This window comes from Streptomyces sp. NPDC060209 (assembly GCF_042728155.1).
Classification (GTDB): domain Bacteria; phylum Actinomycetota; class Actinomycetes; order Streptomycetales; family Streptomycetaceae; genus Streptomyces.
Genome location: NZ_JBHWZS010000143.1, coordinates 1 through 20,570 on the forward strand (window position 1 = coordinate 1; position 20,570 = coordinate 20,570).

Sequence of the window (20,570 nt, forward strand, 5' to 3'; positions counted from 1 at the left end):
GTCCTCGGCGACCGTCACGGACCGGGTGCGGTCTTCTCTTTCCCGGCCCGCGCCGACCCGTCCGGCTGCGGGGCAGGACAACACCCCCGCCCTGCACGGGAGCCGTGGGTCAGGACTCCGGCAGGAGGTGGCGGTAGCTCTCCGGGTTCTCCTGGAGATAGGTGGCCAGGTTCCGGGCCGGTCGCCCCGTGAGTGTGGGGACGGCGTCCGAGACGGTGTCCAGCTCACCGGCCGCGATCGCCTCGTACGAAGTGACCCAGCCGGCCACTTCCCAGTCCTCGGCGCCGTAGTGGGCGCGTGAGGCGTAGGCCTCCTCCTCGGTCTCGGGCACGTACCGGATCGGGCGGCCGGTGCGCCGGCTGAGCTCGTCGGCCGCCTCCGCGAGGGTGAACGCCTCGGGGCCCGTGAGGTCGTACGTCGCGCCGTCGTGATCCGTGCCCTCGTCGAGCAGCACGGCTGACGCCGAGTCCGCGATGTCCTCGTGGGAGACGGCCGAGACCCGCCCCTCGCCGCCGGGGCCGCGCAGGATGCCGTCGGGTCCCGTCATCGCGGGGATCCCCGCGAGATACCAGCTGTCCCGCAGGAAGGTGTGACGCACGCCGGTCATCCGCAGGTGCGCCTCGGTGTGCCAGTGGTCGCGCGCGAACGTGAACGTCGCGTCCGGTGCCGCGCCGAGGAACGACACGTACACGATGCGCTCGACGCCTGCGGCGAGGGCCGCGTCCACCGCCGTGGTGTGCTCCAGCACCCGGCCCGGACTCTCGTGCGCCGAGACGAGGAACAGGGTGTGCGCGCCGTCGAGGGCGCGGCGCATGGCCTCGCCGTCGCCGTACGCCGCTGGAGGTGCGGCGACCGTACCGGACAGCCGGGGCAACCGGGAAGGGTCCCGGCCGAGGAGGCGCACGGGGACGCCGGTCCGGGCCAGCCGCGCGGCCACCCGGCCGCCGACCGCCCCGCTCGCACCGGTCACCGCGATGAGAGGGCTGATCACCGGGCCTCGCCCTCCTCGTGTGCGGCGTGTGCGGTGCGTGCGGCGTGGTCGGCGTGTTCGTCGCGCTCGGCCTGTTCGGCCTGTTCGGCCCAGGGGCGCACCTCCACGACCGCACTCGCGGGCAGCGGTCCGTAGATGTGCGGGAACTCCTCGCCGCCGGGCTCCATGGCCTCGTACCGGACGGGCGCCGGCAGACGGGTGGTATCGATGACCAGAACCACCAGGCCCTCGTCGTCGGATCCGTACAACGCCCTGGCCACAGCGGAAAGCTGGTGGGGCAGCGAGCAATGGATGAACCCCTCCTCCCGCAGGGTGCGGCCGCGGGTGGACATCTCGTACGTCCCCGCTCTGCGGGCGGCCTCCCACAAGGGCTCTTCCGTGAGGTGCAGCAGCTGTTCGGTCATCGGTCCACGCTAAGGGCTGCCGGGTGCCGCGAGGAGCTTCGCCTCGGTCTGCGCGTCGAGACCGGGAGCCGGCCGGTCCGGCCGCTGCGGCGCCGTGCCTCCCCGCTCGCCCAGCCAGGCCCAGGTGTCGGCGACGGTTTCACCGACCGGTCTGCAGCGCAGACCGGCGGCGTGCGCCTTGGCGGCATCACCCATGTGCAGGGTGTCGTAGAGCTCTCCTGCGGGCAGCCAGACCGGCAGGTCCGTCCACGGTTCGACACCTGCCGCGAGGAGCACTTCCGGTTCGGTCCAGCGCAGTCGGGCGCGGGATCCTGTTGCACGGACGCAGGCGTCCAGGAGCTCACCCATGGTCGTGTGCCCCGGGTGGCTCACGGTGTTGTACGCCCCGGACAGGCCGTTCGCCGCGGCGTCCAGCAGCCAGTCCGCCAGGTCACGGGCGTCGATGTACTGGATCCCTGCGTCCGGTGGCCCCGGCGCGATGACAGGTCCGCCCCGGGCCGTCCGGCCCAGCCACCACGGCAGACGGCCGATGTTCTCCCCGGGGCCGAGGATCAGCCCGGCCCGGGCCAGCAGCGCCCGGTCGCCGAAGGCGTCGAGCGCGGCGAGCTCCCCGCCGCGCTTGGCCAGGGCGTACGAGACGTCGGGGCCGGCGTCGGGAGAGGCCCCCGACACCAGTGGGCCGTCCTCCGGCAGCCCCGCCGGGGCGGGGTAGGCGTACACGGACCTGCTGGAGACATAGCTGAAGTGCCCGGCCCTGCCCGACAGCAGCCGGGCGGCGTCCCGTACGGCCGAGGGGGCGCCGCTCCAGGTGTCGACCACCAGGTCCCAGGTGCCGTCCGCCAGTGCCGCGAGGCCGGCCTCGCCCGCCGTCCGGTCACCGGTCAGCGTCCGCACTCCGGCCGGTGCCGCGTGGTGGCCGCGGTGGAAGGCCGTGACCTCCCATCCTCGGGCCAGAGCCGCGTCGGTGACCGCGCGTCCGACGAATTCCGTGCCGCCCAGCATCAAGAGCCTCATGCGGTGATCGTGCCCGTCGGAACGGGCAGGGGCAACGGAACCTCGCCCTCGGCAGAACGGGGAACTTTCCGGCTCAGGACGTGTGGGCGAGAGGGCTGCGGTGACGGAGCAGCCACCGGTGGTACTCCTCGGCCCGCCTTGCCGCGTCGCGGTAGGCCGCCTCCAGCTCCTCGTACACGGCGTCCATGTCCGCGCCCGGCCGCGAGACCAGCAGCAGCCGCACCGCCAGCGGGTCGCCGCGCAGTGGACGGATCGCCATGTCGTCGCGCGGGCCCGAGGTCGGCTGGCAGGGGGCGACCGCCTCGCCGAGCACGACGAGGGAGGCCGCCGTGAGGTAGTCGCCGTGCAGGACCGGCGGATCGAGGCCCGCGGCGCCCAGGACCCGGCGCACCCCGTCCCATTCACCGTCCACCGAGGGATCGACCATCCACCGGTCGCCTGCCAGGTCGTCGAGGCCCACCACCGGCAGTCCCGCCGCCGGGTGGTCCCGCGCCAGGGAGATGAACTGCGGTTCCCTCTCAACGAGTACGCGCTGGCTCAGTCCCTCCGGAACGGCGAGCGGGCAGCCCTCCACCTCGTGCACGAAGGCGACGTCGAGCCGGCCTGCCGCCACCGCCCCCAGCAGCGCCCGGGCCGATACATCCACCCTGAGCGAGATGTCGGTGCCGGGCAGCCTCACCCGCAGTCCGCGCAGCCAGCCGCCGATGACCCGGCTCGCGGTGGATCCGATCCGCAGGCCCGGGCCACCGGCCCGGGCGGCCTCGGCCTCGGCCATCGCGGCGCCGACCAGGGCGGACATGCCGTCCACCAGAGGACGGGCGCGGCTGAGGACGGCACGCCCCAGGAGGGTCGGCCGGCAGCCTGTCCTCCCGCGGCGGAACAGCTCCGCGCCCATGCTCTTCTCGATCCGCTGGAGCTGGGTGGTCAAGGAGGGCTGGCTGACGCCCAGCCGCCGCGCCGCCTGGTGCAGGCTGCCCGTGTCGGCGATGGCGCAGAGCGCCCTGAGGTGCCTCACCTCGAGCTCCATGACGGCGAGGGTATGGCCGTTCGCACGTCGAGCACCAGATGTCCCAACCGCCACCAACCGGGCCGATTCAGGGGGTGTCGGGGCGACCGGAACGTGCTGATTCTGTGCGCTTCCCGGCCGGGCGATAGGACGGCGCTATCGCCGGTTGACATCATCCGCCGCGGGCCCGGCTGCCCCGACACTCTCTCCGTACCCCCCACCCGTTCCCCGTCCGGCCTCCGGACGGGGTTCATCGGACAGGTAGGAGACACCCCCCATGAGACACCTCAGGACAGCCGTCATGTCGGCCGTGGCCGGTCTCGGACTCGGCCTCGCCGCCGCGCTCGGCACCACCCCCGCGGTCGCCGCCGCTCCGTCCCCCACGTCCACGGCCACCGTGAACACGGCGCAGGCCGGCTACGCCGCGTATGCCGGTTCGAGCGAGAACGCCGCAGCGAACAGGGCCTTCTTCGACGCCGTCATGAAGTCGGTCGCCGAGAAGCGTGCCGCGAACCCGGGCGCCCAGGCGGTCACCGTGGTCTACAGCACCACCAACGCCCCCAGCTTCCGCAGCCAGATAGCGAGCAGCACCAGCATCTGGAACAGCTCGGTCGGCAACGTCAAGCTGCAGGAGGGCTCGAACGCCGACTTCGACTACTACGAGGGCAACGACTCCCGGGGTTCGTACGCGAGCACGGACGGGCACGGAAGCGGCTACATCTTCCTCGACTACGCCCAGAACCAGCAGTACAACTCGACCCGGGTCACCGCTCATGAGACCGGGCACGTGCTGGGGCTGCCGGACCACTACACCGGGCCGTGCAGCGAGCTCATGTCGGGTGGTGGCCCCGGCACGTCCTGCACGAACGCCTATCCGAACGCCACCGAGCGTTCGCAGGTGAACAGCCTCTGGCAGAACGGTCTCGCGGCTGCCCTCGCCCGCGCCACCTCCTGACCCACGGCACCCGGCACCACCCGGCACAGGGGCCGTTCCGCCGGAGCGGAACGGCCCCGCGGACGCGGGGGACGGCCGGGCGACCTGGGCGGTTCGGGCGGGAGCCGACCGGACGTCGGCCGGAGACGTCTCCGGGACTACCGAGGCGCGGCTCAGGCCAGTTCGAGCGGGAAGGCACCCCGGTGCCCCGTGCCGGCGCCGTGCGCCGGACGCGGTTCGAACTCCCGGCAGCTCCATATCTCCTGGACGAATCCGGTGCGCCGGTCCCAGAGGCCCGCGACGTCCTCCCCGCCCGCCACGTCGCGGTAGGCGTCCTTCGCTCCGCGGAAGCAGGCGAGCCCGCCGGACAGACCGCGGACCGGGGCCGGGAAGTAGTCCGAGAAGGCGCAGGCTATGCAGGTCTGCAGATGCATGTCCGGCGGCAGGATCCGCTGGACCGTGGCCAGCGCGGCGGCGAAGTCACCCTCGGCGCGGTTCGACTCGTACACCGCTCCGTCCAGATGGAGGGCGAGATACAGGTCCGGGTCCGCCCTGCGCAGGGACAGCAGGCAGCTGAGCGTGGCCTGGCGGACCGTGCCGGACACGAGGACCGGGAGCGGGAGGTCCCACTCCAGGACGCAGTCGTCGAGCGCACCGTCCACCAGGTCGAACAGCCCCTCCTGGGCCTGCGCACCCGCCACGGGGCTCAGACCGTCGAAGCTCTCGCCCTCGAAGTCCGTGCCCCGGATGCGGATACGGAGCTGCTGTCCGTCCGTGGTGAGAATGACGGCCTCTGAACCATGGCGGTCCCGGTACCAGCCTGCCCACGACTCATCTGTCATGAGCAGGGACTGTAGCCCGTGCTCGGGGCCCGCTCCGTGGCACCCTCCCCTTCCGTGCCTCCGGTGCACGAGCCCCGCTCATCCGGCCTGGGGCTCACGCCACATGGGCCACATCGACGGACCCCCGGGAAGCTGGACCGTCTGTCCCATGAAGGTGAAACCGAGCCGCTCGTAGAGACCACGGCTGCGCGCGCTGCTCGCCTCCAGATACGCGGGAGTCCCTTCCCGGTCGCATCGCTCCAGGACCCCCCTCATCAGCGCCTCGCCAAGCCCCTCCCCCTGGCGCTCCGGAGAGACGCCGATCATCAACAGGTACTCGTGCGCGCGGTCGTGGGGATGGACCGCACCGGTCAGCCTCCCTACCAGCTCGGCCCGTTCGTTGTCGGGATCCGCGGTCTCCCTCATGAGCGCGGGGGTGTCGTCGTCCTCCTCCGGCGCACCTGCCGGCACGGAGAGCCAGAGGGCCGCCGCCGTACCGTCCTCCAGCAGGTCGACACGGCCTCCTTCCAGCGTGATGTCGGCGAAGACGCCGAGGAACTTCCCGTGTACCGCGCGCCGGTGCTCCTCCTCCGGAAAGACCCAGCTGCTCACCGGATCGTGGTGGAACGCCTCTTCCAGGATCCGCACGACCTCATCCCTGTCCCGCTGGTCCGCCTGCCGTACACGTACACCCATGACCGGCTCCGCCCCTTGTCCCGTGGTGATGGTCCCCAACCGACCCACGGAATCCTAGAGTTGGTCCTCGGCGCCGGTCATGGGCGGTCCGGTTCAGTGGGTTCTGCGGGTGACGAATTCGGCCAGGGCCAACAGGTCTCCGGCGCCGGCCGGCTCGGGAACCGCACGGGACAGGTGGTGGACGGCCCGGGCCATCCGGTCCGCAGCGGTGACCTGGGCCCAGTCGCGGCCGCCGGCCCGGTCGACCGCGTCGGCTGCACTCCTCACCTCCCCCGGTGTGTTCATGGCGCCCCGGTAGAGCGCGGCGAGTTCGGCGGCGGCCGGGGTGTCCGAGGTGAGCGCCGCGACCACCGGCAGGGACTTCTTGTGTGCGGTCAGGTCAGCCCCGACCGGTTTGCCCGTGCGGGCCGTGTCCCCCCAGATGCCGATCAGGTCGTCGATGAGCTGGAAGGCGAGACCGGCTTCCCTCCCGAAGCCGTCCATGGCGCGGACCGCTCTTTCGTCCGCTCCGGCGTAGAGCGCGCCCAGGGCGCAGGCACAGCCGAGCAGGGCGCCCGTCTTGGCCATCGCCGTGGCGAGGCACTCGTCCAGGGTGACGTCGTCGGGGCCGCGGTCCTCCAGGGCGCAGTCCGCCTGTTGTCCCGCACAGAGCTCGATGACGCAGGTGGAGAGCCGCACCGCCGCATGGGCGGACGCCGGGTGCGGGTCGTCCGCCAGGAGCCGCAGGGCGAGGGAGAGCATGGCGTCACCCGCGATGACGGCGTCCGGCACACCGAACACAGCCCAGGCCGTGGGCCGGTGCCGCCGCGTGGTGTCCTCGTCGATGACGTCGTCGTGGAGCAGGGTGAAGTTGTGCGCGAGTTCCACGGCTACGGCCGCCCGCATCGCTGCCTCCGGGTCCCCTCCCAGGGCGCGGGCGGCGGCCAGGACGAGCGCAGGCCGAATGGCCTTGCCGGCCAGTCCGGAGGCGGGCGTACCGTCGGCGTTCTGCCAGCCGAAGTGGTACAGGGCGACCCGGCGGATCGCCCCGGGCAGCGTCTCGACGGCTGCTCGGAGATGCGGGTCGACCGCACTACGGGTGTGCTCCAGGAGCGCGACGGCCTTGTGCCCCTCCATCGCGGCATCCGTACTGGTCATGGTCACGGTCACTCCTTCCGGGTGCCACGGGGCACCTTGGTCGCGGCCTTGGCCTGCCGGGGCCCGGGCGGACACCGCCCGGGCCCCGGGGAGCGTCACCGCCAGCGGCTCACCTCGACGTTCTCCAGGACGCCGAGGGCGTCGGGCACGAGGACAGCCGCGGAGTAGTACGCCGTCACGAGGTACGAGATGATCGCCTGCTCGTCGATGCCCATGAAGCGGGCCGAGAGGCTCGGCTCGATCTCGTCCGGGATGCCGCTCTGCTGGAGCCCGATGACACCCTGGTCCGCCTCACCGGTCCTCATGCAGATGATCGATGTGGTGCGGGCATCGGTGACCGGGATCTTGTTGCACGGGAAGATCGGCACCCCCCGCCAGGCTGGCACGTGGTGCCCCCCGACCTCGACACTCTCCGGCACCAGCCCGCGCTTGTTGCATTCGCGGCCGAAAGCGGCGATGGCCCGCGGATGGGCGAGGAACAGCTTCGATCCGCGCCGCCGCGAGAGGAGTTCGTCCATGTCGTCGGGGCCCGGCGCCCCGTCGTGGGGCTGGAGCCGCTGCCCGTAGTCGCAGTTGTTGAGCAGGCCGAACTCCCGGTTGTTGACGAGCTCGTGCTCCTGGCGCTCACGAAGCGCCTCGACCGTGAGCCTCAACTGCTGCTCGGTCTGGTTCATCGGCTGGTTGTAGAGGTCGGCCACCCTGCTGTGGACCTTCAGCACGGTCTGGGCGACGCTCAGTTCGTACTCACGGGGCGCCGACTCGTAGTCGACGAAGGTGTGCGGGACGACGCTCTCCCCCACATGTCCCGCCGAAAGGTCGATCTCCGCCTCGCCGTAGCGGTTGGTCCGCTGGTGCGGGATGGCGAGCAGCCCGGCGAGATGGTCGCGGAGCGAGTCCGCGCGCGCCGCGAGGTTGAGCACATCCGACCGGCGCAAGGTCAGCAGCGTGCAGGCGGTCACCGCACGGGCCGTGTACTCCCAGGTCGCGTCGCCGTCGACCAGGACGTGGTCGCCGAAGTAGGCGCCGTCGGCGAGGACTCCGAGCACCGTCTCGTCGCCGTACGGCCCGGTCCCGATCTTCTCGATCTTGCCGTGGGCCAGCAGATGGACACGGTCCGCCGCTTCGCCCGAGGCGGCGAGCACCTCGCCGGCCGCGACCTCGCGCTGTTCACACCTGCGCGCCAGCTCGGCCAGTACCTCCTCGTCACCGAAATCGCGCAGGGCGGGAAGTTCGCCGAGCTCGGCGGGGATGACCGTGACCCGGTCGCCCGTCTGGACGAAAGTCACCCTGCCGTCCCCGACCGAGTAGCTCAGCCGGCGGTTCACCCTGTACGTGCCGCCCTGCACCTGCACCCAAGGCAGCATGCGCAGCAGCCACCGCGAGGTGATTTCCTGCATCTGCGGGGCGGACTTGGTCGTCGTCGCGAGGTTCCGCGCAGCCGCTGTGCCGAGACTCTGCTGCGGCGGCTGCGTGTCGCGAACCTCTTCACCAACGGACATCCGACATCCTCTCGATCATGGGCTGACCTGCGAGAAGAAGACTTGCAGCCGGAGGACACGGCGCGCTATTACACAAAAGAGTGTGACTATTCGGGCCCAGGTCGGGGCACATTGCCCGCACCCGGGCGCTCGGAGACAGCCGGAGGGGCACCGGATCGGGCGTCGCGGGCGAACGGGGCCACAGGCCTAGGACTTCGGGAGGTCCGGGACCTGGGACTTGCGCCCGTTACGCCGTCGTGGACGGTCTCCTAGCGTCATGGCCATGGATACGACAGGCACCCTCGACGAGGCACTCCAGCGGCTGCACGTCTCGGGCCCCGAGCGGCTCGGGCGGCTCACCAACCACGCGCCGATGGCTGTCGAGGCCCTCGTCGCCAACGGCCGGGCGGCGGCCGTGCACCGCTGGCTCGACCTGTACGCGTCCAGGCTCGAGGAATTCCCGGCCGGCGTCGAGCCGGTCACCGAGGCCGACTGGCGTTCCGCACTGGGCGACCCGCGCCGCGCCGCCGACTGGATCGCCCACTTCGGCCGCGAGCTCGCCGAGCGGCCCTGGCGTGATGTGCTCACCCAGTGGTGGCCCCGCCTCCTGCCCGGCATGTACGGCGGATCGACGCATCCGGTGATCCGCGTGGGCCATGCCGTGCGCACGCTCCTGGCGGACGAGAGCGCCGGACCGCGCCTGACCGAACTCGCCCACGGCCTCGGATACTGGGCGGCCCGCCACCATCCCGTCACGGGCCTCGCCCCCGTACCCGGTGCCGACAGCGCCGCAGCCGCTCTCGACGCGGTGCCGCCCGTCGCCGGACGGGAGGGAGGCTTCCCCGCCCGGCTCGGCCACGTCAGGAGCCTGCCGGTCTGGGCCGCGGCGGTCACGGACCCGGACGAGGCGCACCGCCGGCTCACCGAACTGGTCGGGGCGGCCACCCGTCGCTACGCCACCCACGGCCATGGCGACGAAACGATGCTGGTCCACGCGGCCACGGCTCCGAACGCCGTCCTGCGAACCCTCCCCGCTCTCCCGCGGGCCCTGTGGGTTCCGAGCCTCCAGGCGGCCTGGACGGCCTCCGCGGCGGTGACCGCCATGTACGCGCCGGACGCCCCGGTGCCTTACGCCGCGCCGGGCGCGGTCACGCCCGAAGAGGTCTTCGAACGGGCCCTGGCACACGGCGACGAACACGTCATCAAGCTGACCGACACAGCCCTCGATGTCGGCGACGAGCGGGCGCTCGCGGCGGCGCTGCGCGCCGTCGAACTCTGCGAACCGCTGCGGTAGGGCCGTTCAGTACGCCAGTGGCGCGCCCGATACGACGACCTTGCCCGGGTTGAGGATGCCGTGCGGGTCCAGGGCCGCCTTGACCGCTCGCTGCATGGCGAGGTTGACGGGTCCCACCTCGCGGTCCATGCCGCCCATCTTCAGCAGACCCACGCCGTGTTCACCGGTGACGGTGCCACCGAAGGAGATCGCCGCGTCGAGGATGTCCTCGAAGGCGAGCTGGGCGCGGGCCCTGGCCGCCTCGTCGCCGGGTTCGGTGATGATCAGGGGGTGGAGGTTGCCGTCGCCGGCGTGGGCGATGTTGGCGATGAGGACATCGTGCAGTCCTGCGATCTCCTCGATGCGCGCCAGCATCTGCGGCACCCGGGACCGCGGCACGACCACGTCCTCGGTGAGCACCGGCCCCAGCCGCTCCAGCGCCGGGTAGGCGAGCCGCCGGGCCTGGAACAGGGCGTCCGCCTCCGCCTGGTCGGTGGAGACCTCGGCCCAGGCGGCGCCGGCCTCCGCGAAACAGGCCCGTACCGTCTCGGCCTCGGCGTCGCCCGCGGCTCCCGGGGTGTCCACGCGCCCGAGCAGGATCGCGTTCGCGTCCGCCGACAGGCCCATGTTCTTCCACTCGTCGACGGCCTTCAGGCAGTGCCGGTCGAGGAGTTCGAGTGCCGAGGGCACGACTCCCGCGGCCGTCACCCGGCTCACCGCGTCGCCGGCCGCGACGACCGAGTCGAAGAAGCCCGCCACCGTGCGCTCCGCCGGCCGGGCGCCGCGCAGCTTCACGGTGATCTCGGTGATCACGCCGAGCGTGCCCTCGGAGCCGACGAACAGACCGCACAGGTCGTACCCGGCGACCCCCTTCGCGGTCTGCCTGCCCACCCGCACGATCTCGCCGAGTCCGTTGACCACCTCGAGCCCGAGCACGTAGTCGCGGGTCACGCCGTACTTGACGCAGCACATGCCCCCCGCGTTGGTGGCGGTGTTGCCACCGATGGTGGACCAGGGAGAGCTCGCCGGGTCCGGCGGGTACCAGAGGCCCTGCTCGGCGCACGCGGCACGCAGATCGTCGTTGACGACGCCCGGCTGGACGACGGCGAGGCGCTCCACCGGGTCGATGCGCAGGATCCGGTTCATGTCCTCGAAGGAGAGGACGACGGCACCGTCCACCGCGTTCGCCCCACCCGACAGGCCCGTACCGGCTCCGCGCGGGATCACCGGGATCCGGTGCTCGACGCAGTACGCGACGACGGCACGCACCTCATCGGTGTCCTGCGGCCGCACGACTGCGAGGGGCAGCCCGACCGGGGCCCACTCCGCCTCGTCGTGCGCGTAACGGCCCAGGCTGTCCGGGTCGGTGATGACCTTGCTCGCCGGTATCCCGTCGGCTGCGTTCGGCTTCGGCACGGCCGCTGACCACCTCTCTCGCCCACGCGCGCCCCGCATCCGTCACGGGGCCGCACCCCCATGATGACGCGCCCCCTCATACGGAGAACGAGCGCCCTAACTTGCATCTCTTATGCAACTTACCTACGCTGCCGCCATGCGGCTGACGCGATTCACCGATGTGGCGCTCCGGGTGCTCATGCGCCTGACCGTCACGGCGGAGGGCGAGGACCCGCCGACCACCCGCGAGGTGGCGGCCACCATGCAGGTGCCCTACACCCACGCGGCGAAGGTCGTCGCCCGCCTCCAGCATCTCGGCCTGGTCGACGCGCGACGGGGTCGGGGCGGGGGCCTCTCCCTCACCACGGCAGGACGGTCGGCCTCGATCGGCGCCCTGGTGAGGCAGCTGGAAGGACCGGGCGAGGTCGTCGAATGCGAGGGCGGCACCCCGTGCCCCCTGCGTTCCGCCTGCCGACTCCGTTCCGCCTTGCGCCGGGCCGAGGAGGCCTTCTACGCCTCGCTCGACCCGCTCACGGTCGGCGATCTCGTCTCCTCCCCCACCGGCCCGCTGCTGCTCGGAATCAGCCGCGGCCGTCCCGCGCCCGGCTGATCCACCCACGCCCCGCCCACCGAACCCCACTGTCACGGTGGTCGGTTCAGGCCGATCAAAAATAGGCATCCCAGATACCAATTAACCGTGCGCCGCCACGCGGCCCACCATCTCTACCGAGGAGTCAACCGATGCTCTCCGAGACATCGACCGCCACCGTCCGAGCCACGCTCCCCGCCGTGGGGGCGGCGATCGGGGACATCGCGGACCTCTTCTACCGGAAGCTGTTCGAAGCCCACCCGGAACTGCTCAGGGACCTGTTCAACCGCGGCAACCAGGCCTCCGGCACACAGCGTCGGGCGCTCGCCGGTTCCATCGCCGCCTTCGCCACCCAGCTCGTCGAACACCCGGGGACCCGGCCCGATGTGATGCTGGGCCGCATCGCCAACAAGCACGCCTCATTGGGTATCACCGCCCCCCAGTACGAGATCGTCCACACCCATCTCCTCGCCGCGATCGCCGAGGTGCTCGGCGACGCCGTCACCCCCGAGGTGGCCGCGGCCTGGGACGAGGTCTACTGGCTGATGGCCAACGCCCTGATCGCGATCGAGGGACGGCTCTACGCGCAGCAGGACGTGACGGCGGGCGACGTGTGGCGCGAGTGGACGGTGGTCTCCCGCGTCGACGAAACCCCTGACGTGGCCACCTTCCGGATCTCCCCCGCCGACGGCACACCGGCCCCCGCCTTCCGGCCGGGCCAGTACGTCTCCGTCCAGGTGGAACTGCCCGACGGCGCACGCCAGATACGCCAGTACAGCCTCACCGGGGCTCCCGGCTCCGCCCTGCGCTCCTTCTCGGTCAAGCGGGTGCGGGGCGAGGGCGGCCCGGAGGGCGAGGTATCCGCCCACCTGCACGCACGGCTGCGCACGGAGGACCGGCTGCGCGTCTCCGCGCCCTACGGCGACCTGGTGCTCGACGGCTCCGACGCCCCCCTGCTCCTCGCCTCGGCCGGTATCGGCTGCACCCCCGTCCTGTCGATGCTGGAGCACCTGGCGGCGGAGGGGCACGGTTCGCCCGTCACCGTGGTGCACGGCGACCGGTCGCCCGCCGACCACGCGCTTCGCGCGGACCACGCGGCACTCACCGGCAAGCTCCCCGACGCCGCCGCCCACTTCTGGTACGAGAACTACGGGAGTCCGCTGCCCGGCCTGCCCGGTCCCACCGAGCACACCGGCACGGTCGACCTGAGCGGCATTCCGGTCGCCCCGGGGACCCACGCCTACCTCTGCGGTCCGCTCCCCTTCATGCGCGCCGTCCGCTCGCAGCTCCTGGGGAAGGGAGTGGCGGCGGCCGACATCCACTACGAGGTGTTCGGCCCCGATCTGTGGCTCGCCCAGGACTGAGCACGGCCCCCCGGGGCACTCGCGGACTGTCCGGATCGAATCGCACAGTGCGCGAACAGTGCCCGAACAGGTTTGCCGGAGCCCCGTGTTCCGGTACAAGCGCTGTACGGACACGCTCCCCCGAACAAAGGAGTCGGCCATGTCCTCACCCATGTCCGCGAGCAACTTCCTCAAGGCCCTGAAGGACGAAGGACTCACCGTCGTCCAGGTGGGCGACTGGCGTACGCACAACCGCAACCACAAGGGCCCCTGGGGGCCGGTGCACGGTGTGATGCTCCACCACACCGTCACCAAGGGCACGGCCCGCACAGTCGAGATCTGCCGGGACGGCTACGCAGGCCTGCCGGGTCCGCTCTGCCACGGTGTGATCGCCAAGGACGGGCGCGTCCATCTGGTCGGCTACGGCCGCGCCAACCACGCGGGTCTGGGTGACGACGACGTCCTGCGCGCCGTCATCGCCGAGAAGCGCCTGCCGGCGGACAACGAGTCCAACACCGACGGTAACCGGCACTTCTACGGCTTCGAGTGCGAGAACCTCGGCGACGGGAAGGACCCCTGGCCCGCCGTCCAGCTCGAGGCCATCGAGAAGGCAGCCGCGGCGGTCTGCCGCTTCCACGGCTGGGACGCCCCTTCGGTCATCGGTCACCGGGAGTGGCAGCCCGGCAAGGTCGACCCGCGCGGCTTCTCGATGACGGGTATGCGCAACCGGATCCATGACCGGCTGAAGTAGGGCTGCACAGGGCGGCACACAATGAAGGCATGGACCACGGAGCGCTCGACCTCTCCCGGCTGCAGCCGGTGCTTCCCTCACCCCTGCAGCCGGCCGAGGACGAGCGCTTCGCACGTCACGGCGTGACCTTGCTGCTCAAGCGCGACGATCTGATCCACCCGGATCTGCCGGGCAACAAGTGGCGCAAGCTCGACCTCAACCTCCGGGCAGCCGGCGGCCGTACCGTTCTGACCTTCGGCGGGGCCTACTCGAACCACCTACGGGCCACGGCCGCCGCCGGGCGCCTGCTGGGCTTCCCCACCGTCGGCGTCGTACGGGGCGACGAGCTGGCCCATCGCCCGCTGAACCCCTCCCTCGCACGATGCGCGGCCGACGGCATGCGTCTGCACTTCGTGGACCGCTCGGCCTACCGCGCGAAGACCGCTCCCGGGGTCCTGGAAGGCCTGCTGAGCCTCTTCGGGGAGTGCGTGGTCATCCCGGAAGGCGGCAGCAACGCGCTCGCCGCACAGGGCTGCACAGAGCTCGGCCACGAGCTGCGCGGCCGGACCGGCACGGTGGCGGTCGCCTGCGGCACCGGCGGCACCCTCGCGGGGCTGGCCGCCGGGCTCGGGCCGGAGCAGCGCGCCCTGGGCATCCCGGTCCTGCGCGGCGGCTTCCTGGGCGAGGCGGTGCGTGGGCTCCAGCGCGAGGCCTTCGGTGCCCCGGCCGGGCGGTGGTCGCTGGACGAACGCTTCCACTTCGGCGGGTACGCCCGTACGACACCGGAGCTGCACGCGTTCGCCGACGACTTCGAGGACCGGCACGGCCTGCCCGTCGAGCGGCTGTATGTGGCCAAACTCCTGTACGGGCTGACAGTGCTGGCCGGGGAGGGCGCCTTCGCCCCGGGGTCCACGGTCACCGCGGTCGTCACCGGACGGCCCTGAGCGGAACCGCCACGACTACGCGCCGTCCGACTCCCGGTAGGCGGCGGCCTCCTCCAGGTCCAGCCGGCGCAGCAGGGCGCGCAGCATCTCGTCGTCGATCTGCCGCTCGTCCCTGAGCCGTACGAAGACCTCGCGCTCGGCCGCGATCATGTCCCTGGCCAGCCGCCGGTAGGTGTCGTCCGCAGACTCCCCGGTGACCGGATTGGCCGTGCCGAGCCTTTCCCACACGGCGTTGCGACGCCGTTCCATGACGGCGCGCAGCCGCTGGGTGAGGGGGTCGGGCAGTGCGTTGCGCGGGTCGGCCTGCAACGCCTCCAGCCGTGTGTCAGCGGCCGTGGACGCCTCGTTCTGCGCCTGCGCCTCCGCCAGCGTCTCGGCGCGCGCGTCGCGTCCCGGGAGCTTCAGTACGCGCACCATGAGGGGCAGGCTCAGCCCCTGGACGACGAGTGTCCCGATGACGGTGGTGAAGGTCAGGAAGAGCACGAGGTTGCGCGCGGGGAAGTCCTCGCCCTCGTGCGTGACCAAGGGGATGGAGAACGCGATGGCGAGCGAGACGACACCCCGCATCCCGGCCCAGCTGATGATCAGGGGCGATGTCCAGGGCAGCGGCCCCTCGCGCTCCCTGACACGCCGGGACAGCCACAGGGGCAGATAGCTCGCGGGGTACACCCAGACGAAGCGCACCACCACCACGGCGATGAACACGAGCACCGCGTACTGGAACGCCTCGCCCACGCTGTACGCGCCCAGCTCCCTCAGGACGAAGGGCAACTGCAGCCCGATGAGCGCGAAGACCGCGGACTCCAGGACGAACGCGACCATCTTCCAGACCGCCGCCTCCTGGAGCCGGGTCGCGAAGTCGACCTGCCAGGAGCGGTGCCCCAGGTAGAGCGCGACGACGACCACGGCGAGCACCCCTGAGGCGTGCACCCGCTCCGCCGCCGCGTAGGCGACGAAAGGGATCAGCAGGGACAGGGTGTTCTGGAGCAGCGCCTCCTTGAGGTGGGTGCGAAGCCAGTGCAGCGGAACCATCAGCAGCAGGCCGACCCCCACACCGCCGACCGACGCCAGCAGGAACTCACCGATCCCCTCGCCCCAGCTCATGCCCTCGCCGACCGCTGCGGCGAGCACCACCTTGAAGGCGGTGATGGCTGTGGCGTCGTTCACCAGGGACTCGCCCTGGAGGATCGTGGTGACCCGGGCGGGCAGGCCCACCCTGCGGGCGATCGCCGCGGCGGTGACGGCGTCCGGCGGGGCCACGACCGCGCCGAGCACCAGCGCGGCGGTGAGCGGCAGGTCCGGCACGAGGAGATAGGCCAGCCATCCCACGGCGAACGTCGCGAAGAGCACGTAACCGACGGAGAGCAGGGCGACCGGCCGCAGATTGGCCCGCAGGTCCAGGTACGAGCTGTCGACCGCCGCGGTGTACAGCAGCGGCGGCAGCAGCAGGGGCAGCACGATGTGCGCGTCCAGCGTGTAGCTCGGCACTCCCGGCAGGTACGAGGCCAGGAGTCCGGCGGCGACCAGCAGCAGCGGCGCGGGCACCGGTGTCCGGCGGGCGGCCCCCGCGACCGCAGCGCTTGCCGCGACGAGCGCCACCAGCGGCAATGCGTCCATCTCACTGTCCTCACATCCGACGTAACGTGGCCATCATGAGTGAGTGCCTCCACGTATCCGAACTGCCGCGCCCCGAGCCCGTGCCGCTCGACGACACCTGTCCGGAGTGCCTCGCGGCCGGCACCCATCCCGTGCAGCTGCGGCTCTGCCTCGCCTGCGGACACGTCGGGTGCTGCGATTCCTCGCCGCTGAAGCACGCCACGGCGCACTTCGAGGCGACCGGCCACCCGGTGATGCGCAGCTTCGAATGCGCCGAGAGCTGGCGCTGGTGCTTCGTGGACGGTTCGATCGTCTGACGCCTGGGTACGTCAAACCGGCGCCGGTTCTTCGCAATTGACCGCCGCAGACCTCTAGCCACTGTGTGTACTCATATGCCTACCATGAGTAATCATGGGGTTACGGTCTCGGCGACACGGCATCATGGGTCGCGACAGCGTCGCCGAACCACAGAACCGACGACGGACCGCACGGCCCCGGGCACCTGTCCCGGAGCCTCGAACGAGTTTGTGCCACCTTGGAGGTGAGGGTGTCCCAGATCGCAGGCGAGCCCGGGAACCAGGACTTCGTAGAGGTCCGGCTGCCCGCTGCGGGTGCCTACCTGTCGGTGCTGCGTACGGCTACGGCCGGCCTCGCAGCGCGCTTGGACTTCACTCTCGACGAGATCGAGGATCTTCGCATCGCGGTCGACGAGGCCTGCGCGATCCTGCTCCAGCAGGCCGTGCCCGGCTCCGTCCTCAGCTGCGTCTTCCGACTCGTCGGAGATTCCCTCGAGGTGACCGTCTCGGCCCCCACGACGGACGGCCGCGCCCCTGAGCGCGACACCTTCGCCTGGACAGTGCTCTCCGCGCTGGCCGGCAAGGTCGACTCCACGGTCGCCGACGACCGTACGGTCAGCATCAGCCTCTACAAACAGCGCGGCGCGGGACCCGGGCCGGCGTGAGCGACGGGAACGGGGACGGTCCTGTGCGGGACGAGACGATCCGGTCGGGGGCGCTGCGCCCAGCGGCCCTCCCGGAGCAGCAGGCCCGGCCGCATCCGGAAGGCGGGGCGGACGGGGCGGACGAGGCGCAGGGCCGTCCGGCCGCGCCTGAGCAGTCACAGGCGGAGCGGGCGGGCCGGATGAGCGAGCACGGGCACCACGATCCACACGACCGCAGTGGGGCACGGGCGCTCTTCATCGAGCTCCGGGCGCTTCCCGACGGCTCGGCGGAGAAGGCCGAGCTCCGCAACCGGCTGGTGCGGATGCATCTGCCGCTCGTGGAGCACCTGGCCCGCAGGTTCCGCAACCGCGGCGAGCCGCTGGACGACCTGACACAGGTCGCCACGATCGGCCTGATCAAGTCGGTGGACCGGTTCGACCCGGACCGCGGCGTCGAGTTCTCGACGTACGCGACCCCCACGGTCGTCGGCGAGATCAAGCGCCACTTCCGTGACAAGGGCTGGGCGGTGCGGGTCCCGCGGCGCCTCCAGGAGCTGCGGCTCTCGCTGACCACGGCCACCGCCGAGCTCTCCCAGCAGCACGGCCGCTCCCCCACCGTGCACGAGCTGGCGGAGCGCCTGGGCATCTCCGAGGAGGAGGTCCTGGAGGGGCTGGAGTCGGCCAACGCCTACAGCACGCTCTCGCTCGACGTCCCGGACACGGACGACGAGTCGCCTGCGGTCGCGGACACGCTGGGCTCCGAGGACGAGGCGCTGGAAGGCGTCGAGTACCGCGAGTCGCTCAAGCCGCTGCTGGAGGACCTCCCGCCGCGCGAGAAGCGGATCCTGCTGCTGCGCTTCTTCGGCAACATGACCCAGTCGCAGATCGCGCAGGAGGTCGGCATCTCCCAGATGCACGTCTCCCGCCTCCTGGCCCGCACGCTGGCCCAGCTGCGCGAGCGCCTGCTCGTCGAGGAGTAGCCGGCCGGAGGCGACCGGGCACTGCGTCAGGTCAGGCGTCGGGGGTCGTCCGCGGCCCCCGGATGCCCAGCGCCTTCGTGGTCGCGGGGTTGAGCACCAGCACGAGGGCCGTCACGGCGACCGCGGCGAGGACGATGCCGAGGGGGATCAGGGCGCCCTGGGCCCGCAGCAGCGTCCAGGCCACCGGCAGCGCCATGAGCTGGGTGATGAGTGCCGGGCCACGGCTCCAGCTGCGCCGCAGCAGCAGCCCACGGGCCGCGAACAGCGGGATCAGGCCGAGCGCCACCAGCGTGAGCCCGCCCATCTCGGCCTGCTGCATACTGTCGGGCCGCCCGAAGAGCCCGACGGCCAGCATGTAGATCCCGCCGACGACCAGCGCCGCGCCTTCGAGCGCGTTGAGTGCGGCCAGGGCGGCGATCCGGCCCGGCTTCTCCGGGCCGGCCGAGGGCGACGGGGAGGGCGTGTTCTGCTGAGTGCTCACGCCTTTCAGATTCGCATCCCGGCCCGCCGAACGCGAAGCCGGGGCCGCGCCGCTCGCACGACAGGAAGGCGATCACTCTGTGTGATCATGTGCGGACCCGGTGGATCAGGACTTCAGGGCGGTACCGCGCGGTAGGTACTCTGGCGTGCATGCGCGCACTCCTCGTGGTCAACCCAGCTGCCACCACTACCAGTGCGCGGACGCGTGACGTACTGATCCACGCCCTCGCGAGCGAGATGAAGATCGAGGCCGTGACCACGGAGTACCGCGGTCACGCCCGTGACCTGGGTCGTCGGGCCGCAGACTCCGACGACATCGACCTGGTGGTCGCCCTCGGGGGCGACGGCACGGTCAACGAAGTGGTCAACGGGCTGTTGCACAACGGCCCGGACCCCGAGGGCCTGCCGAGCCTCGCCGTGGTCCCCGGCGGTTCCACCAACGTCTTCGCACGGGCCCTGGGTATTCCCAACGACGCCGTGGAGGCGACGGGCGCCATCCTGGACGCACTCGCCGACCGCAGCGAGCGCACGGTGGGACTCGGCCTGGCGGCCGGCACACCGGGCACGGCGGACGAGGCCGTCCCCGGACGATGGTTCACCTTCTGCGCGGGGCTCGGATTCGACGCGGGCGTCATCGGCCGTGTCGAACAGAAGCGCGAGCGGGGCAAGCGTTCGACCCATGCGCTGTACGTGCGCCAGGTGCTCCGGCAGTTCATGGACGACCCCCATCGGCGCAACGGCCTGATCACCCTGGAGGTCCCCGGCCGGGACCCCGTCACCGACCTCGCGCTGTCGATAATCTGCAACACCGCACCCTGGACCTACCTGGGGAATCGTCCGATATACGCCTCCCCGAAGGCCTCCTTCGACAGCGCCCTGGACGTCCTCGGTCTCAAGCGCCTCTCCACGCCCGCCGTGACCCGGTACGCCACCCAGCTGCTCACTTCGAGCCCGGAGAGGGGACCGCACGGCAAGCACGCCGTGTCCCTGCACGACCTCACGGACTTCACCTTGCATTCAAAGGCGCCGCTGCCCTTCCAGATGGACGGTGACCACCTGGGACTGCGTACGAGCGTGACGTTCACAGGCGTACGCCGTGCACTGCGTGTGATTGTGTGAGTGGAAGGGGCCAAAGTCCTTTAACTCGAACGTTTGGGCTGGCCCCCACCCCTTAGAAGTACGGCTGTGACCTAGTCGACACCGAGGAATCAAAAAAAACTTTCCAGAAGGGGTTGTATCCGCCGCCGAGGTTTGCGAATCTCTACATGGCGATCGGGACGGCCCGCAACATCGGCCTCCACTGAGAGCCAGAACCCCTCCTCACCACAACAGGACCACATCCAGTTCATCTGGGCGTCGGACCTTCGTCTGCGGGGGGATTCGTGAAAGCGTTCACATTCACAAGCAACCGCATGTAATACCAAGGAGAGGTAGCAGCCATGGACTGGCGTCACAACGCCGTTTGTCGTGAGGAAGACCCGGAGCTGTTCTTCCCCATCGGCAACACCGGTCCTGCGCTGCTGCAGATCGAGGAAGCCAAGGCCGTCTGCCGTCGCTGCCCCGTCATGGAGCAGTGCCTGCAGTGGGCGCTCGAGTCCGGCCAGGACTCCGGCGTCTGGGGTGGCCTCAGCGAGGACGAGCGCCGCGCAATGAAGCGCCGCGCCGCTCGCAACCGGGCGCGTAACGCCAGCGCCTGACCGACGCCCCCCGCACGACGAGCCTCAGCCCGGCGGCGCGTACAGAGCGTACGCACAGCCCCGCCTTCGAGTCGCAGCGCGCAGTACCCCCGAAGCGCATCGCACCGTGAGCACCACGCAGT

At 71.3% G+C, this 20,570-nt stretch carries 22 protein-coding genes; 11 read left to right on the forward strand and 11 right to left on the reverse strand.

The features are described 5' to 3' along the window. Nucleotides 1-109 precede the first annotated feature (109 nt). The 4 genes from ACFWFI_RS24845 to ACFWFI_RS24860 all read right to left on the reverse strand — a co-directional run bounded on the left by ACFWFI_RS24845 (nt 110) and on the right by ACFWFI_RS24860 (nt 3,436). Nucleotides 110-991, reverse strand: coding sequence for an SDR family oxidoreductase (locus ACFWFI_RS24845; RefSeq protein ID WP_387394153.1), 882 nt, complete (start codon nt 989-991; stop codon nt 110-112). Beyond that, entirely contained in the window at nt 988-1,395 is a 408-nt protein-coding gene (locus ACFWFI_RS24850) for a DUF952 domain-containing protein (RefSeq protein ID WP_387394155.1), read from the reverse strand. The genes ACFWFI_RS24845 and ACFWFI_RS24850 overlap by 4 nt, the downstream gene beginning before the upstream one ends. Nucleotides 1,396-1,404: 9 nt before the next feature. Further along, nucleotides 1,405-2,397 carry an NAD-dependent epimerase/dehydratase family protein gene (locus tag ACFWFI_RS24855; RefSeq protein ID WP_387394190.1) on the reverse strand — a complete coding sequence of 331 codons (993 nt, stop codon included), beginning with the start codon at nt 2,395-2,397 and terminating at the stop codon, nt 1,405-1,407. A gap of 85 nt (nt 2,398-2,482) precedes the next feature. After that, nucleotides 2,483-3,436, reverse strand: coding sequence for a LysR family transcriptional regulator (locus ACFWFI_RS24860; RefSeq protein WP_387394157.1), 954 nt, complete (start codon nt 3,434-3,436; stop codon nt 2,483-2,485). A gap of 256 nt (nt 3,437-3,692) precedes the next feature. Here ACFWFI_RS24860 and snpA point away from each other — a divergent pair, with 256 nt between their 5' ends. Beyond that, complete coding sequence (gene snpA, locus ACFWFI_RS24865) at nt 3,693-4,370, forward strand: snapalysin (RefSeq protein ID WP_387394159.1); 678 nt, start codon at nt 3,693-3,695, stop codon at nt 4,368-4,370. Nucleotides 4,371-4,522: 152 nt separating this feature from the next. Here the strand turns inward: snpA and ACFWFI_RS24870 are convergent, their stop codons facing one another. The 4 genes from ACFWFI_RS24870 to ACFWFI_RS24885 form a co-directional block, all read right to left on the reverse strand. After that, nucleotides 4,523-5,191 carry a DUF6304 family protein gene (locus ACFWFI_RS24870; RefSeq protein WP_387394161.1) on the reverse strand — a complete coding sequence of 223 codons (669 nt, stop codon included), beginning with the start codon at nt 5,189-5,191 and terminating at the stop codon, nt 4,523-4,525. 78 nt (nt 5,192-5,269) lie between these two features. After that, a complete protein-coding gene (locus ACFWFI_RS24875) occupies nt 5,270-5,866 on the reverse strand; it encodes a GNAT family N-acetyltransferase (RefSeq protein ID WP_387394163.1) in 597 nt (198 codons plus the stop codon). A 93-nt stretch (nt 5,867-5,959) separates the two neighbouring features. Continuing rightward, the gene (locus ACFWFI_RS24880) at nt 5,960-7,003 is read right to left on the reverse strand and encodes a family 2 encapsulin nanocompartment cargo protein polyprenyl transferase (protein WP_387394165.1); all 1,044 of its coding nucleotides are present in this window, start codon (nt 7,001-7,003) and stop codon (nt 5,960-5,962) included. 95 nt (nt 7,004-7,098) lie between these two features. Further along, nucleotides 7,099-8,502, reverse strand: coding sequence for a family 2B encapsulin nanocompartment shell protein (locus tag ACFWFI_RS24885; RefSeq protein ID WP_387394167.1), 1,404 nt, complete (start codon nt 8,500-8,502; stop codon nt 7,099-7,101). Nucleotides 8,503-8,764: 262 nt separating this feature from the next. Between ACFWFI_RS24885 and ACFWFI_RS24890 the strand changes: the two genes are divergently transcribed. Continuing rightward, nucleotides 8,765-9,775: a questin oxidase family protein gene (locus ACFWFI_RS24890; RefSeq protein WP_387394169.1), complete on the forward strand. Its 1,011-nt coding sequence runs from the start codon at nt 8,765-8,767 to the stop codon at nt 9,773-9,775. Between the two features lie 6 nt (nt 9,776-9,781). On the opposite strand, the gene ACFWFI_RS24895 is transcribed toward ACFWFI_RS24890, so the two are convergent. Beyond that, nucleotides 9,782-11,209, reverse strand: coding sequence for an FAD-binding oxidoreductase (locus tag ACFWFI_RS24895; protein WP_387394171.1), 1,428 nt, complete (start codon nt 11,207-11,209; stop codon nt 9,782-9,784). Between the two features lie 97 nt (nt 11,210-11,306). Between ACFWFI_RS24895 and ACFWFI_RS24900 the strand changes: the two genes are divergently transcribed. From ACFWFI_RS24900 to ACFWFI_RS24915, 4 genes are all read left to right on the forward strand, one after another. Then, on the forward strand, nt 11,307-11,759 hold the full coding sequence (locus ACFWFI_RS24900) for an RrF2 family transcriptional regulator (RefSeq protein WP_387394173.1): 453 nt from the start codon (nt 11,307-11,309) through the stop codon (nt 11,757-11,759). A gap of 131 nt (nt 11,760-11,890) precedes the next feature. After that, nucleotides 11,891-13,102: a globin domain-containing protein gene (locus ACFWFI_RS24905; protein ID WP_387394175.1), complete on the forward strand. Its 1,212-nt coding sequence runs from the start codon at nt 11,891-11,893 to the stop codon at nt 13,100-13,102. A gap of 139 nt (nt 13,103-13,241) precedes the next feature. Beyond that, complete coding sequence (locus tag ACFWFI_RS24910) at nt 13,242-13,832, forward strand: N-acetylmuramoyl-L-alanine amidase (protein ID WP_387394177.1); 591 nt, start codon at nt 13,242-13,244, stop codon at nt 13,830-13,832. A 29-nt stretch (nt 13,833-13,861) separates the two neighbouring features. Further along, entirely contained in the window at nt 13,862-14,755 is an 894-nt protein-coding gene (locus ACFWFI_RS24915) for a 1-aminocyclopropane-1-carboxylate deaminase/D-cysteine desulfhydrase (protein ID WP_387394179.1), read from the forward strand. A 15-nt stretch (nt 14,756-14,770) separates the two neighbouring features. Here the strand turns inward: ACFWFI_RS24915 and ACFWFI_RS24920 are convergent, their stop codons facing one another. Next, a complete protein-coding gene (locus ACFWFI_RS24920; RefSeq protein ID WP_387394181.1) occupies nt 14,771-16,372 on the reverse strand; it encodes a Na+/H+ antiporter in 1,602 nt (533 codons plus the stop codon). Nucleotides 16,373-16,407: 35 nt separating this feature from the next. Between ACFWFI_RS24920 and ACFWFI_RS24925 the strand changes: the two genes are divergently transcribed. The 3 genes from ACFWFI_RS24925 (at nt 16,408) to ACFWFI_RS24935 (ending at nt 18,271) form a co-directional block, all read left to right on the forward strand. After that, a complete protein-coding gene (locus ACFWFI_RS24925; RefSeq protein ID WP_387394183.1) occupies nt 16,408-16,668 on the forward strand; it encodes a UBP-type zinc finger domain-containing protein in 261 nt (86 codons plus the stop codon). A gap of 230 nt (nt 16,669-16,898) precedes the next feature. After that, nucleotides 16,899-17,312: an ATP-binding protein gene (locus ACFWFI_RS24930; protein ID WP_014154139.1), complete on the forward strand. Its 414-nt coding sequence runs from the start codon at nt 16,899-16,901 to the stop codon at nt 17,310-17,312. Beyond that, the gene (locus ACFWFI_RS24935; RefSeq protein ID WP_387394185.1) at nt 17,309-18,271 is read left to right on the forward strand and encodes an RNA polymerase sigma factor SigF; all 963 of its coding nucleotides are present in this window, start codon (nt 17,309-17,311) and stop codon (nt 18,269-18,271) included. The genes ACFWFI_RS24930 and ACFWFI_RS24935 overlap by 4 nt, the downstream gene beginning before the upstream one ends. Before the next feature lie 31 nt (nt 18,272-18,302). Here the strand turns inward: ACFWFI_RS24935 and ACFWFI_RS24940 are convergent, their stop codons facing one another. Continuing rightward, entirely contained in the window at nt 18,303-18,752 is a 450-nt protein-coding gene (locus ACFWFI_RS24940) for a hypothetical protein (protein WP_387394186.1), read from the reverse strand. Nucleotides 18,753-18,901: 149 nt separating this feature from the next. On the opposite strand from ACFWFI_RS24940, the gene ACFWFI_RS24945 reads away from it, so the two are divergent. Then, complete coding sequence (locus tag ACFWFI_RS24945) at nt 18,902-19,870, forward strand: diacylglycerol/lipid kinase family protein (protein ID WP_387394188.1); 969 nt, start codon at nt 18,902-18,904, stop codon at nt 19,868-19,870. Nucleotides 19,871-20,190: 320 nt separating this feature from the next. Beyond that, complete coding sequence (locus ACFWFI_RS24950; RefSeq protein WP_003953983.1) at nt 20,191-20,448, forward strand: WhiB family transcriptional regulator; 258 nt, start codon at nt 20,191-20,193, stop codon at nt 20,446-20,448. The last annotated feature ends 122 nt before the right edge of the window (nt 20,449-20,570 follow it).